The organism is Roseateles sp. P1_C1_2 (assembly GCF_056406535.1).
In genome coordinates, this window is sequence record NZ_JBFUAB010000017.1 from 56,420 (window position 1) to 71,210 (window position 14,791).

Below are 14,791 nucleotides of genomic sequence, written 5' to 3' on the forward strand. Positions count from 1 at the left end.
ATCTAGAGTTTGCTTTGTCGCTCGACGAGGCCTTGCAGCTGCTGCAACGAGGCGATCTGCATATGGATGGGCAGCAGATGGCCTTCGCGCGCCAGGGCCTCCAGAGCGGCGCCGGGCAGGGCGGCCAGGCGCTCCTCGTGGATGGTGAAGAGGCCCGTCAGTCGACCCGGTTCGTCGCCCGGCCTCTCGATGTCGATGACGAAGGGCTCCAGCAGCTGGTGGCGGGTCAGCGCCTCGATGAAGGCCGGCAGGTGCTGGGCCTGGGCGTGCAGATGCTCCATCAGCTGAACGACATGGTCGAGGTGGTCGCTGAAGCCGCCATGGGGCATGAAGAGGGCGGTGCCGACCTCGCCCTCTTCGGGACGCACGATGCGCGGGCTGTCCATGTCGATGTGCAGCTGCAGCGTGTCGTCAGGAGCGCGGCCGATCATGAAGGGATCGCGCTGCAGGGCCATGGGCAGGATGGGCGCATCCCAGCCGGTGGCGGTCAGGTAGAGGTTCTGGTCTTCCTCGAGGCCGAGCAGGACCACAGGCTGAAAACCGGCATTGGCGGCATCACCCTCCACCAGCTGGAAGACGATGGGGTAGTGGGCCTGCAGATGGCGGAACTCGGCCGGCAGGGCCAGGGCCGACTGGCGGGCGTCGCCCAGGGCGGCGGAGCGCTGGGTGTGGATGCGCAGATGGCGGTGGTTGACGTTGTCGAGCAGGGTGGGGCGGGTCATGGCGTGGGGCCTGTGAAGACTGCAAGAATCGGTGCGAGAGGGTCTGCGCGGGTGCAGGGCTAGGCGACGCGCTGAAGCCCGGGTTGGTTGCCCGGGCCAGGCGCGCAACGACGCCATGCGCCCGCGCAGACCCTCTCCCGAAGGGTTGTCACGCAAAAACCCGCGCGCGGCGTTGCGAAGCCTCGCTGGGGATCTCCCCAGCTTCGACTTCGCGCCTTGCTCGCGGGCTTTTGCGTGGCAACGCATCCGATCCTTGTAGTCTTCATAGGCCCCTGTGGATGTGGTCGATCAGGCTGCGGTGGCCAGGCAGGCCGGGCACGAGGCGGCGGGCTTGGCGGGCGGCTTCGTCGAAGGCGGCCTGGGCAGCCTGTAGTTTGGTGGCGGAGGGGGCTTGCACGTCAGGGCGGAAACCCATGCCGTAGAGCACGTATTGGTAACTGGCCGAGGGGAAGACCTCCTCGTTGCGGCCGAAATCGTGGCGGGCCGGCGCGCGCAGCCGCCATTGCGGCAGCAGTTCGCGCAGGCGCTCGGGCCAGGTGGCCGGGTCGCGGTGGGCGCGCCAGTAGTCGCTGTCGTCGCGGCTGCTGAGCGCGTAGTGCAGCTTCAGGAAGTCGATGACGCGGGCCCAGCGGTAGCTGAAATCGTCGTTGAAGCGGCGGGCGACGGCGTCCATCGACGCACGCGTCATCGGCAGCTCGTCGCACAGGCGCTGGGCCGACAGCTCGACCAGGGCCAGGGCGGACGCCTCCAGCGGTTCGATGAAGCCCGAAGAGAGGCCGATGGCGACGCAGTTGCGCACCCAGAACTGCTCGCGATAGCCGGGATCGAAACGGATGGAGCGCGGTGTGGGGCGCTCGGCCGGCGCGCCGGTGGCATCGAGATAGGCGGTCAGCGCGGCGTGGGCCTCGTCGTCGCTGGCGTGGGCGCGCGAGTAGACGCAGCCGACGCCGCGCCGGGCGGGCAGGCCAATGTCCCAGATCCAGCCTTTGGCCCAGGCGGTGGCGATGGTGACCGAGGCCAGCGGCGCGTCAGGGGTGGCGTAGGGCACCTGCACCGGCAGCGCCGCGTCGTTGAAGAGCACGTCGCGTTCGCTCTTCAACGCCACGCCGAAATGCTGGCCGATGAGGCGGGAGGTGAGGCCGGAGCAATCGATGAAGAGGTCGGCTTTGATTTCGCCGTGCTCGCGGGTCTGCAGCGCGGCAATGTCGCCGTCCTCGTGCGACCGCACAGCGTCGACGTGGTCGATGACGTGGTGCACACCGAGCTTGGCAACGGCGTGCTCGCGCAGCAGCTGGCCGAACAGGCCGGCGTCGAAGTGATAGGCGTAGTTGGCAACGGCGCCGAACTCGGGCGTCTGCACCTGCTTGGGCGCGCGGCCGGCTTCGCAGACCTGCACCGAGGGGCTGACGACATCGGCAAACGGTCTCGTGCCCTGGGTGGCCAGCCAGGGCTGCACCAGGTCCACGTCGCCATAGCCGACGGGCAACATGAAGGGGTGGTGGTAGCGGTCGCCGTCCGCGCCCGCTGCACCACGGGCCCAGCCGTCGAAGCGCGAGCCCTGCTTGAAGGAGACCTGGCAGCGGCGGATGAACTCGGCTTCGGACAGACCGATGCGGCGCAGCGTGTCGCGCATGGACGGCCAGGTGCCTTCGCCGACGCCGATGGTCGGGACGTCGCTGGATTCGATCAGCGTGATCCTGAGCTCGCGATGTTCAGCGGCCAGCAGGCCAGCCACCAGCCAGCCCGCCGAGCCACCGCCCAGCACCACCACTTCCCGCAGTCTTTCATTCATCTCTTGTATTTAACTCTGGAACGGGCCGAGCGCCGGGCCGCTCCCTAGCCGGCCCGTTGGCGATGTGCTCGCGGCTCAAGGCAGCGAGCATCGCCATCCCCACGGGGGCTGAGGCCGGACACATCGCGTCCAGTGGACGCGATGTGCCTGCCGAAGAGCTGCGCCACTGGCGCAGCGCGGTCTGCAAGATCGGCTAGGCCCGCCCGCGTCCAGCCGGGCGAGACTGGACGAGGTGTCATAAAAAAAGCCGCTCGCGCGGCCTCGCCAAACGGCGAACAAGGACGGCACCCCAGAGCGCGAGCGCCGCCGAACCAGACTTTGCCTCACAAGGAAGGGCCGGGGAGTCCCGACTTTCCTTGAGGGCCGGCCGCAGCCGACCCCCGAGGCGTTCTCTTAGAACTTGTAGCGTGCGCCGATCATGAAGCGACGGCCCAACTGCGTGACGGCACCCATCTGGTTCTCGTTGCGCATGTGCGTGCGGGTGTACTCGTCGGTCAGGTTGATGGCTTCGAACTGGAAGCGCAGATGGGAGTTGAAGTTGTAGCCCAGGCTCAGGTCGAACTGACCGTAGGGCTCGACAAACAGCGGCTGGGCGCCTTCCGCTCCGGGGAAGTTGGCAGCCAGGAACTTGCCACGCCAGTTGTAGGCCAGGCGGGTCGTGAAGGTCTCGTTCTCGAAGAAGCCCACCAGGTTGCCGGAGTCGCCCATGCCGACCAGCACGTCGGTCTGCGCACCCCGCTTGTTGACGTCGTAGCTGAGGTCGGATTTCACCTTGGTGAAGTTGGCCGACACGCCGAAGCCGCTGTTGCCGAAGATGTGCTGGGCGTTCAGCTCGATCCCGTTGATTTTGCTCCTGCGCTGGTTGTTGACGAAGGTGCCGAGCCTGAAGATCAACAGCGGGTCATTGGGCTGGGCGGTGATGGTGCCGAGCGACGTGCCAGGCGCACCGGGGCTGACGCCGGGAGCGGTTGGGAAGTTCGCAAAGATGTACTTGCGGATGCACTCCGAATCCGCGCCGCAGCCACCAGCCGTCTGGGCCTGGTTGTACATCGCGCTTCCGACCGGTGTGTGCAGATTGAACAGGTTCTCTCTGGTTTCGTCCGCTTGGTTGTAGTCCTTGAGGGACTTGCGGAAGTAGCTCGCCGCGACGTAGCTGCTCTTGGCGTAATAGTGCTCGGCGGAGAAGTCGATGTTGCTCGACTTCAGCGGCCTCAGGTTGGGGTTGCCCACAGAACCTACACCACCATCGACGCGCGCCAGGGGATCCAGTCGCTGACCGCCCTGGATGGCGTTCCAGGCCGGGCGGCCGATGGTCTGGCCGTAGCTGACGCGCAGCTTGGTATCGGACGTCACGTCGGCGCTGAGGTCGATGGAAGGCAGGAAGTAGTCGTACTTGCCGCTACGCTCCGCGGAGCGCGTGCCACTGAAGCTGATGGGGATTTCGTTGTTGGCAACCCAGGCCACCGACACCGGGATCTTCTCTGTGGACGGTGAGCTGACCTTGGTGCGCTCGTAGCGAGCGCCGAGGGCGGCCTCCATCGGCACACCCCAATCCCAGGCCAGGTTGTACTGGCCGAAGACGGCTTGCGACTTTTCCGTCGTGCGGAAATCATCGCTCCAGTCGAACGAGGCCTTGAGCAGGGCATCCGAGCCCAGGTTTTTGATCGCTGCTGCGCGCAGGTCTTCGAAGTTGAAATAGAAGAACTGGTTGAACAGGCGCGAGTCGTTCGAGCCCGGAATGCGGCTGAAGTACTTGCTGATCGAATCGGCATGCCAGATGTCGTCCGGCATGCCAGCAGGGCCACCTGCGGCGCCACCGCCCCAGGTGTCGCGCTGCACGTTGGCGAACGCCGAGCGGTTCTTGACGTTGGTCAGCGACAGGCCGAAGTCCAGGCTGCTGTCGTCGTTGATCTTCCAGTTGCCCTTGGTCTGCAGCTGGTCGATCTGGTTCTTTTGGTAGCTGTTGCCGAACACCGAGCCTTGCAGTTCCTGCTTGGTCGGGTCCAGCGTCGCGCCGGCGATGCCCAGCACCGGGAACTTGTTGCTGAAGTCGACGAAGGTGTCGCCGCGGTTCAGCGACGCGGTGGCCAGCGTGACGCTGGTGCCGAGCGGATCGTTGGCACCCGAGGTGGCGGTGGAGTGGTGGGCGTCGACGTCGAAGCTCAGCGCGTCGGTGGCCTTCCACTTCAGGTTCAGGCCGATCTGCTGGTTCTTGTTCTTGGTCTGAATGCGCGAGGCACCCATGGCCAGGTCGGAGTTGGCCATGTGCTCGCCGTAGATGACGGGCGAAGAGGGCGAACCGGTCTGGAATTCGCCGAATTGACCACCGTAGTTGAACCAGGCGGAGATGTCGTTGCGGCGTTGGCGGAACTTCTGCTCCGACATGACGAAGTCCAGCGTGCCGACCAGATCCTTGGTGGGTTTGAACTGCATGACGAGCTGACCGTTCAGGCGCTCGCGGTGCACGCCGGTGAACGAGTAGTTCAGGTTTTGCGGCACGCTATAGATGGAGCCGACGGCCGGACGGTTCTTGATCTCGGTCGACGTCTTGGGCAGGCCGCCCCAGACGGCGTTGGAGCCGCTCCAGTCGTTGTCCTGGATGCCGTCGAAAGTCTTCCAGCCGCTGCTGACATTGGCCTGCGAATAGCCGGAGTCGCGCACCTGGTAGGTGCCCATCAGCGCGATGCCGAACATGCCGTCGTTCGTCTGCGTGCTGTAGATGCCGCTCAGTTCCGGCGTGGCGTTCTTGCCCTGCTCCTCGCCAGGCAGGCGGCGGGCAGACTGGTCACTCACCAGCTTCACACCGACCTGGGCGATGGTTTCCTTGATGTCCAAGGGGCGGGGGGTGCGGACGTTGATGGTCGCGCCCATGCCGCCGGTCGGGCTGCTGGCGCGGCTGGTCTTGTAGACCTCCAGGGCGGCGACGCCGTCGGACGCGAGGTTGGAGAAGTCGAAGGAGCGCGAACTCGGCGCGCTGCCGTCGACGCTGGCGCCTGGCATCTGGCGGCCGTTGAGCAGCACCAGGTTGAAGTCGGGGCCCATGCCGCGCACGGTGATGCGGGTGCCTTCGCCGTTGGCGCGGTCGATGGACACGCCGCTGATGCGGCTCAGCGATTCAGCGAGGTTGGTGTCGGGGAACTTGCCGATGTCTTCAGCAACGATGCCATCCACCAGGCCTGACGAGGAGCGCTTCAGATTGACCGAGGTCTCCAGCGACTTGCGGATGCCGGTCACGATGACCGTTTCCAGCTGCGTCGTGCTGGCCAACGCCTGGGGCACCGAGGTGGCTGGCGTGGGGCCGGCGTTGGGGTTGCCCGGGCTTTGGGCCAGCGCGGAGGCGCTGGCAAACAGCAAGCCGCTGGCCGTGGCCAGGGTCGTGAGGCGAAGGGCAGGGCGAGGCTGTCTCATTCACTTGTCTCCAGAGTTATGAATCTTGTCGAGTGATGCTCGTTGACGAGCTGAAAGCGCTTTCAAGAATACGCGAATGGCAGCGCTTTCAACCTAGGCAACACCCTCGGTCTGCTGCGCGTGTGCAACGCGTGACGAGGGCTGTTGGCGGGCTACTCCGTACCGGCCCATGTGACCGCTCCCATAGGGGCGGTGCGCAAAACGGAGGGCGGACTAAGGGTAGTTCTGGGTTGAAAAGCGGTGACCTGGCGAACGCAATGAAAGCGCTTTCAGATAATGATGCGTCGCGTCCAAAGGATCGGCCACATGGTTTACCCGGGCCGAACAACAGTCCGCCCCTCGCTCAGTCTTGCGCCGCTGAACGCGGGCCAGCCTGATCGGTCTTGCAGACCGCGCCGCGGCAGTGCCGCAGCCCTTCGGCAGGCGCGACAGTCCACCGGACTTGCCGTGTCCGGCCTCAGCCCCCGAGGGGACGGCGATGCTTGCGGCGTTGAGCCGCAAGCACATCGCCCTAGGCGGCCGGCTCGGTGAACTGGAGTCGGACACAGACAGCCCCTGCGGACTGTCCGTGCCTACGGAAGGCCGCGGGCCTCTGGCCCGTGGCAGGCCCAGCGCTCGGCCGCAAATACGAATGCAGCTATCGCTGCATGCGTCTTGTGCTCTCGCGCACAACGAGTTCCGGCTGGGGCAGCTGCGCCTTGGGCTTGCCGCCGCGCAGCATCTCGAGCATGGCCGTCGCGGCCTCGACGCCGATCTCGTAGACCGACTGGCGCACGGTGGTCAGCGGCGGCATGGAGTAGCGCGCCATGATGAGGTCGTCGAAGCCGACGAGGGATACGTCGTCGGGCACGCGCAGGTTGCGCCKGTGCAGGCCCAGGCAGGCACCGATGGCCATCTGGTCGTTGGAGGCGAACAGCGCCGTGAAATGAGCATCGCGCTCCAGCAACCGCGTGACCGACAGCATGCCGCCGGCCTCGGTGTAGTCGCTCTGCACGATGAGGCCCTGGTCGACGGGGATGCCGGCCGCGGCGTGGGCGTCGAGATAGCCGTTCTGGCGCTCGACGGCGTCGTCGTGCATCAGGTCGCCAGCGATGAAGGCGATACGGCGGTGGCCCTGGTCGATCAGGTGCTGGGTGGCCAGGCGGGCGCCCTCGCGGTTGTCGAAGCTGAAGCTGAACAGCTGGGGGCCGGACAGCTGGCGGCCGACGACGACGACGGGCAGGCTGTCGGAGACCTTGGTGAGCTCGGCGTCCGCGATGCGGCCGGCCAGCACGATGACGCCGTCGACGCGGCGCGACAGCAGGGTCTCGATGGCCTTGCGCTCGTCGTCCTCATGCCAGTTGCCGGACACGAACAGGGGCACATAGCCGGCGCGCTCGAGCTCGCGCTCGATGCCGAGCAGGGCTTCGCCGTAGAACGGGCTGGAAATGATCTGGGTGACGACGCCGACCGACAGCGTGCGCCCACCCGCCAAGCCGCGGGCCACCGGGTTCGGCCGGAAGCCCAGTTCCTGGATGGCGGCCTGCACCGAATCCTTCTTGGCCTGGCTGACGGCAGCGGTGCCATTCAGGATGCGCGACACCGTGCTCGGCGACACGCCGGCCAGCTCAGCGACCTGTTCCAGCGTGACGACGCCGTCCGGTCGGCTTGAAGGCGCTTTCTTGGCGGGGGTCTTGGCGTTCATCGGCGGTGGAAGGGCGAGGCGGTGAGTGTAGGCGCGGCCGTAACCCGGCCCTGGCTGTCGAGCACAGGGCGGGTCAAGCGGGAGTGCCGTGACAAAAAGGGCCGCTGACGCGGCCCTGGGTCACAAGCGCTGGCGCGCTCAGAGCTTGGTGAACTTGATCCAGTTCAGGTTCCAACCCCCTTGAGCCGCGAACACGCCGACGTTGTAGGTGCCGGCATTGATGTTCACGGTGTGCGAGATGGTGGTCCAGTTCTGCCAGCCGCCCGTGTTGGGCACGCCGAGCTGGCCGAGCTGGATGCTGCCGGCGTTGAGATCCAGCGACAGGGTGCCGCCTACGGCTCCGGCCACGCGGTACTCGACGCGGTAGCTGCCGCTGCTGGGGAAGGTGACGCTGTTGTAGGCCATCCAGTCGCCGTTATCGATGTAGCCGACGTTCTGGCCGCCCTCCGTGCAGGCCTCGGTCTGCACGCCGGCCATGGCGCTGTAGGCCTCGGCTTCGATCTGGCGCGACCAGGCCGCGGTGACCTTGGAGACCACGGCCGAGGTGGCTCGGTCGTTGAAGCCCTGGTCCACCAGGCAGCCGGTGTCGGCGGTGCGCGTCACGCTGGCGCCGGTGAAGTTGTCGCCGTCGAACAGCTGCACCTGATAGCCCGCATTCACGCGCAGCGACGACAGGTCGTTGTCCCGCACGCCGCGGGCCTGCAGCTGGGCCAGCGTGTAGCTGCCTTCAGGCAGGGCGGCTGCGTAGCCGGTGTAGTTGCAGTCCTGGTAGACCGTGGCCACGCCGCCGGCGGCCGGGGCGTAGACGCGCACATAGTCCACATACATCTTGGCGGGCAGGGCGGCGGTGTTGACGTTGAAGCCCGGCCAGTTACCGCCGATGGCGAAGTTCAGCAGCAGGAAGAAGTCCTTCTGGAATTCGTCGGTGCCGTTGACGCCGCCCGCGATATTGGCCTCGTGGTACTTGGTGCCGTCGACATACCAGCGGATGGCGTTGGCGTCCCATTCCACGGCGTAGACGTGCCAGTCGGTCACGGTGGTGCCGATGTTGCCGCCGTACTGGGCGTACTGGCCGTTGTTGTCCTGCCAGTGGATGGTGCCGTAGACCTTCTGCTCGTCGTTGACGTGCTCCATGATGTCGATCTCGCCGGAGGCCGGCCAGCCGACCTGGGGCAGGTTGGCGCCCAGCATCCAGAACGCCGGCCAGGCGCCCAGGAAGGCGGGCAGCTTCATGCGCGCTTCGATGCGGCCGAACTTGAAGGTCTTGAGCCCCTGCGTCTTCATGCGCGCCGAGGTGTAGGCCGCGCCGCCGAAGCTCTCGCGCTTGGCCGTGATGACCAGGGCGTTGTTCTCGATGGTGGCGTTCTCGCGTCGGTAGTACTGCAGCTCGTTGTTGCCCCAGCCGCCGGCGCCGGTCTCGAAGACCCAGTTCGGGCCGATGCTGCCGTTGAACTCGTCACTCCAGACGAGCTGCCACTGGGCGTGGGCGAGGCTGCTGGCCGCGGCCAGCAAGGCTGCGGCGATGTATCTCAACGATTTCATGTTGTCTCCTGTGGGTGGGGGAAAGTGCTCCGAGTGCGTTGCTCAGAGCTTGGTGAACTTGATCCAGTTCAGATTCCAGCCGCCGGCCGGCGCGAAGACGCCGACGGCATAGGTCCCTGCATTGATCGTCACGGTGTGGGACACCGTGGTCCAGGTCTGCCAGCCGCCGGTGGCGGGGACGTTCACCTGGCCCAACTGGATGCTGCCGCCGTTGAGGTCCAGCGACAGCCTGGCGCCGCTGACGCTGGCAATGCGGTACTCGACGCGGTAGTTGCCACTGGTGGGAAAGGCGACGTTGGCGTAGGCCATCCAGTCGTTCGCGTCGATCCAGCCGACGTTCTGACCGCCTTCACTGCAGGCCTCGGTCTGCACGCCGCTCTGGTTGCTGAAGTTCTCGGCCTCGATCTGCCGCGACCATGCCGCGGTCGTCCTGGACACGATGAGCGAGCTGGCGCGGTCGTTGAAGGCCTGGTCGACCAGGCAGCCGGTGTCGCCATTGCGGGTCACGCTGGCGCCGCTGAAGTTGTCGCCGTCGAACAGCTGCACCTGGTAGCCGGCGTTCACGCGCAGCGACGACAGGTCGTTGTCGCGCACGCCGCGCGACTGCAGTTGGCTCAACGTGTAGCTGCCCTCGGGCAGCGGCGCCGAGTAGCCGGCGTAGTTGCAGTCCTGGTAGACCGTGGCCACGCCGGTGGGTGGCGGGGTGGTGCCGATCTCGGCGCGCACGGCCGCCAGCAGGTTGTTGGCGCCAGTGCCGTCCTGCGACAGCTCCCAGATCATGACGCCCGCGCCCTGCTGCAGCGCCAGCCGCGTCTTGGCCTTGATCGTCGGGATGCCGTTGTAGGTGATGTAGGCGCAGCTCGCGCACAGGGTGCCGATCAGGTCGGTCTGGGCCGCGGCGGCGCCGAACTGGTTGACGATGTCCGAGAAGGCGTAGTTGGCGGCATAGCCGTTGAAGCCGTAGCCGTAGAAGGGCAGGCCCAGCACCAGCTTGCTCTTGGGCAGGCCGCGCGCCTGCCAGGTGGCGATGTGGTTCTGCGCCATCGCATAGGTCGAGTGCTCGGTGCCCACCGTTCCCCAGCCCGGGCCCACCGCGTCGTAGGCCATCAGCGTGACGAAGTCGAAGGAGGCCAGCGACGACACCGGCACCATGCCGCCCTCGTAGGTGGCGGTGGCCGCGGTAACGAGCTTGCCGGGCAGGGCGGCGCGCAGGGCCTGGATGAAGGGCGTGTAGTTGCCGGCGTTGTCGATAGCCGTCAGCAGCGCGCCTTCGATGTCGACGTCCACGCCGTCCAGGCCGAAGCTGTTGACGAACTGCGCCAGGTTGTTGACCACCGTGGCGCGGCTGCCCGGCTGCAGCAGGGTCTGCCAGTTGCCGGCGCAGCTCGGGATGACGCCCCCGGCCAGCGACACCAGCACCTTGGCGCCGGCGGCATGGGCCTTCTGCACCACATAGCTGATGTCGGCGCCCGTGGCCGCTTCCATGCAGGCGGGGTTGCCGCCGTTCAGGAAGCTGCCGCCCGGCGCCGGGTTGGCGAAGGCGAGGTTGATGTGGGTGAGCTTGGCCAGGTCCGTGCGGTCGGCGACGGCGCGCAGGCCCTTGTATGACGGGATGTAGCCGACGACCTTGGTCTGGGCAAAGGCGGTGCCGGCCAGCCCGAGCAGGACCAGTGCGGCGAGGGGATGAAGCAGTCTCATTGGAAATCTCCAGGTTTGAGGTGCTCTCCGCCGTTCACCGCGTGAACTGAAAGCGCTTTCAAGCGTAAGCGGACGGGCACCTTGGCGGCAACACCTGACGTGTGCCAGAACTCAGGGACGGGAGGACCCGAGGGTGGGTTTGCCCCTCGTCCAGTCGCGACGCGCTGAACGCGGTCGCGTCTGGCCGGTCCCCCGAGGGGACGGCGATGCTTGCGGCATCGAGCCGCACGCACATCGCCATAGGCGGGCCGGCTAGGGAGCGGCCCGGCGCTCGGCCCGCAGAACGCCGGGTGTCAATCCATCAAGGCAAGGCGTTCAGGGCATTCCGCACGCCGTTGGAGAACGACTGCCCATCCTTCTTGTCCCAGTTGATGGACCAGGTCATGACGCCACGCAAGCTCGGGTAGGCCACCGGCGGCTTGATGGCGCCGCATTGCGTCAGCTTGGTCAGGCAGTTCAGGGCCGCCGTGATGGTGGCGACGCTGGCCAGGCCTGAGTTGGCCGACGACGGGCCCGAGGGCAGGCCGAAGGCGACCTGGTCGGGCCGGATGCCGCGGAAGACATAGGACCCCGTGCCGTTGTTGGTCGTGAAGCCCTCGATCAGCATGCGGCTGGCAGCCACCAGCATGTCCTCGCTGCCCTCGGCCAGGCCTTGCGTGGAGTAGGGCGTGTAGACGGCACCGTTGTTGTAGTACTGGACATGCAGCACCGAGAGCTCGTCGCGCAGGCCGTCGATGATGGGCAGGTAGGCGCCCCAGATGCCGCTGCTGGCCACAAACCCGCCCTGCACATACGGGTGCTCCGGCGCCATCGACAGATAGAAGCTGCTGCCGATGCGGGCCTTGAGCTGCTTCACGGCGGTGACCAGATTGGTCTGCACCGCCGCCCCCCAGGACACGCCGGCACCGCTTTCCAGGTCGATGTCGATGCCGTCGAAGCCGTATTTGCGCAGGATGGCTTCGACGCTGTTGACGAAGTTCGTCACCTGGGTCGCGTTGTTCAGCGTGACGGTGCCGTTCTGGCCGCCGAAGGACAGCACCACCTTCTTGCCCTTGGTGTGGGCGGTGGCGATGTCGGCGATGAAGCGCGCCTCACCGCCGGAGCCACCGTCCAGGTTGAAGGTGATGCTGCCGTTGCCGCCGTCGTCGGCGAAGGCCACGACGATGACGTCATAGGCCGCAGGCACATCGCTGATCGGGAAGGTCGGGCCGGACGGGTTGGTGAAGTTGTGCCAGTAGCCGATCAGCTGGTGCTTGCCAGCGGGCGCGGGGGCCGGGCTGGGTGATGGAGCAGGCGAGGGGGCGGGTGTTGGCGCCGGCGTGGGGGCCGGAGTGGGCGCAGGCGTGGGGGCTGGCGATGGTGCGGGGCTCGGCGCGGGGCTGGGGGCGCCGCCGCAGACGCCCTGCGAGGTCCAGGGCTGGCCGCTGCCCACCGGGCCGTTGTTGGTGGCCGGGTCGTTGCCCTGGGTCCACCAGTTGGCCTTGTAGTTGGTCGTGCCCTTGCTGGCGATGGCGCCGCCGTTGTAGGCGGTGGAGGCCACCCAGACCGGCGCGCAGTTGCCGCTCGGCGCGGGTGCGGGGCTGGGGGCGGGCGAGGGGGCCGGTGTGGGCGCGGGTGTCGGTGCAGGCGTCGGAGCGGGAGTAGGTGCCGGTGTCGGCGCGGGTGCCGGGCCGGAAGCGGCACCGAGATCCGTCCACAGCGAGGCGTTGGTCGGGTTCCAGCCGGTCGACGCGTAGTCGGTCTGGTTGACCAGGGCGCGGTAGTTGTGGCCGTTGTAGCTGACGAGGGTGCCGGCCGTGTAGTAGGTGTCGGCCTTCCAGGCCGGGTAGGTTTGAGCGAAAGCGGGCACGCTGAAGGCCAGCGCACCGGCGAGCAGCCATGGCGTGGCCGCGCGCGGCAGGGGTGGGCGCGAGATCATGGGTATCTCCGAGGTGGGGATGGAAGAACGGAAGAGGCCGCCGCCCGGCAGGCCGGAGCGGCGGCGATTCAGCTCAGGCCGAGCTGCTTACTTCCAGGGCGCGTTCTGCAGCGCCGGGTCGTCGACCAGGTTGAGCAGGCCGGCGGCCTTCTTGCCGATGGAACCCGGCGAGGCCAGCGCCGCGCTGCCGCAGCTGCCGCTCGCCGTCTTCAGGGCCTGCCACAGCATGGCGCCGTCACGCGGGTTCTTGTTGGCCAGCGTGCTGGTCGTCACCGCGTTCAGATAGCGCTCCACCGAATAGGCCTGGTTGATGTTGACGCCATAGCTGTTCTGCAGGATGACGGAGCCCGTGCACTGCGCGTCGGCGTTGTTCACCACCAGATTCGCGCCGCTCCAGCCTTCCGGCGACGTCTCGAAGCCGATGGACACGATGGTGCTGGCCGGGAAGAGCTGGCGGTAGGACTTCCATGCCGTCACACCGTCGAAGTGCTCGAAGCGCGCGTCGTAGGTCATGATGTTGACGATGTTGAACGCCGTCTTCAGCGCCGGGTAGGCGTTGACGAGCAGGCGCTCGCCGCCCGCCTTGCCGCCCCAGTAGCTGGTGCCCACGCCGTTGCACTGCGGGTCGCTGCCCGTGGAGGCGGTGCAGTCCGAGCCGGACGACCAGGCGGCCACCGTCAGGATGYGTCCGCCGCCGGCCAGATCCACCGCCTTGCGCATGGCCTTCACGGCGCCGGCATAGGCGTCGGTCGTGATGCCGTCGACCTCGTAGTCCACGTCCAGGCCGTCGAAGCCGACGTCCTTCATCAGGTTGGACAGGGCCGTGATGGTCGGGCCGCTGCCGGCATGGCCTTCAGCGGACAGCGTGCCCCAGCTGTTGTAGGTCGCGCCGCCCACGGCCAGGATGACTTTCATGTTGCGGGCGTGCAGCACGTCGATGGCGGCCTTGATGTCCGACGGCCGGCCGTTGAAGTTGATGCCGGTGCCCGACCAGTTGTTGGCCGCCATGCCGCCCCACGAGAAGTTGGGCTGGGCAAAGGCCGCCACCACATGGGTGTAGTTGGCCGGGATGCGCGCGAAGTTGCTGGCCACGAAGACCTGGTTCATCGTCATGCCGGTGGCATCGAACCAGTTGTCGCTCCAGCTCGGGTAGTAGACGGTGTAGGCGCGGCCGTTCTGGTTGGCGGACTTGGCGTTCGGGTCGCTCAGGCCCGGCGCCGGTGCAGGCGAGGGGGCCGGGCTGGGCGAAGGAGAGGGCGACGGTGACGGCGACGGGCTCGGGCTGGGGGACGGGCTCGGGCTGGGCGCGGGGCCGGTCGTGCAGGCGCCTTGCGAGGTCCAGGGCTGGCCGCTGCCGACCGGGCCGTTGTTGGTGGCCGGGTCATTGCCTTGGGTCCACCAGTTGGCCTTGTAGTTGGTCGTGCCCTTGCTGGCGATGGCACCGCCGCTGTAGGCGGTGGCGGCGGCCCAGACCGGCGCGCAGGTGCCCGTGGGCGCCGGGGCGGGGCTGGGTGCGGGCGATGGAGCCGGCGTGGGCGCGGGCGTTGGCGCCGGTGTGGGGGCAGGGGTCGGAGCCGGCGAGGGCGCCGGGCCGGAGGCGGGGCCGAGGTCGGTCCACAGCGAGGCGTTGGTCGGGTTCCAGCCGGTCGATGAATAGTCGGTCTGGTTGACGAGGGCGCGGTAGTTGTGGCCCTGGTAGGTCACGACGGTGCCGGCCGTGTAGTAGACGTCGGGGGCCCAGGCGGGATAGGTCTGGGCCAGGGCCGCGGTGGCGCTGGCGCCGAGTGCGAAGGCGGTGGCGGTGATGGCGGCAAGGCGACGCAGTTGGTGCATCGGGATGCCGGTAGAGGGCTGTTTCATGGGAGACGTCCTGTACGTGCAAGAGCTCGTTGAAAAGGAGAGTCCCAACGGGGGCTCTCCGGCGGCTGGCCTGCCTCTCCGTGCAGGCTCTTTGGAGCTGGTTCTAACTGGTATGCATCCAGTTTGTGACTGCTACCACCTCTTGAATACCACTTTGCCACCAGTGC

General features: G+C 67.3%; 8 protein-coding genes. All 8 read right to left on the reverse strand.

The window, feature by feature from the left end:
* Positions 1-2: 2 nt before the first annotated feature.
* The 8 genes from AC1D2H_RS17735 to AC1D2H_RS17770 all read right to left on the reverse strand — a co-directional run bounded on the left by AC1D2H_RS17735 (position 3) and on the right by AC1D2H_RS17770 (position 14,624).
* Positions 3-722, reverse strand: coding sequence for a SapC family protein (locus AC1D2H_RS17735; protein ID WP_477936903.1), 720 nt, complete (start codon positions 720-722; stop codon positions 3-5).
* Between the two features lie 262 nt (positions 723-984).
* Positions 985-2,514 (reverse strand): tryptophan halogenase family protein, encoded by a 1,530-nt coding sequence (locus tag AC1D2H_RS17740; RefSeq protein ID WP_478011886.1) that lies wholly within the window; start codon positions 2,512-2,514, stop codon positions 985-987.
* A 393-nt stretch (positions 2,515-2,907) separates the two neighbouring features.
* On the reverse strand, positions 2,908-5,922 hold the full coding sequence (locus AC1D2H_RS17745; RefSeq protein WP_478011887.1) for a TonB-dependent receptor: 3,015 nt from the start codon (positions 5,920-5,922) through the stop codon (positions 2,908-2,910).
* A gap of 637 nt (positions 5,923-6,559) precedes the next feature.
* Positions 6,560-7,606: a LacI family DNA-binding transcriptional regulator gene (locus tag AC1D2H_RS17750; protein ID WP_478011888.1), complete on the reverse strand. Its 1,047-nt coding sequence runs from the start codon at positions 7,604-7,606 to the stop codon at positions 6,560-6,562.
* A 138-nt stretch (positions 7,607-7,744) separates the two neighbouring features.
* Complete coding sequence (locus AC1D2H_RS17755; protein WP_478011889.1) at positions 7,745-9,148, reverse strand: carbohydrate-binding protein; 1,404 nt, start codon at positions 9,146-9,148, stop codon at positions 7,745-7,747.
* A 42-nt stretch (positions 9,149-9,190) separates the two neighbouring features.
* Positions 9,191-10,846, reverse strand: coding sequence for a carbohydrate-binding protein (locus AC1D2H_RS17760; protein ID WP_478011890.1), 1,656 nt, complete (start codon positions 10,844-10,846; stop codon positions 9,191-9,193).
* A 301-nt stretch (positions 10,847-11,147) separates the two neighbouring features.
* A complete protein-coding gene (locus AC1D2H_RS17765) occupies positions 11,148-12,764 on the reverse strand; it encodes a chitinase (RefSeq protein WP_478011891.1) in 1,617 nt (538 codons plus the stop codon).
* An 87-nt stretch (positions 12,765-12,851) separates the two neighbouring features.
* Positions 12,852-14,624 carry a glycosyl hydrolase family 18 protein gene (locus tag AC1D2H_RS17770; protein ID WP_478011892.1) on the reverse strand — a complete coding sequence of 591 codons (1,773 nt, stop codon included), beginning with the start codon at positions 14,622-14,624 and terminating at the stop codon, positions 12,852-12,854.
* Between the last annotated feature and the right edge of the window lie 167 nt (positions 14,625-14,791).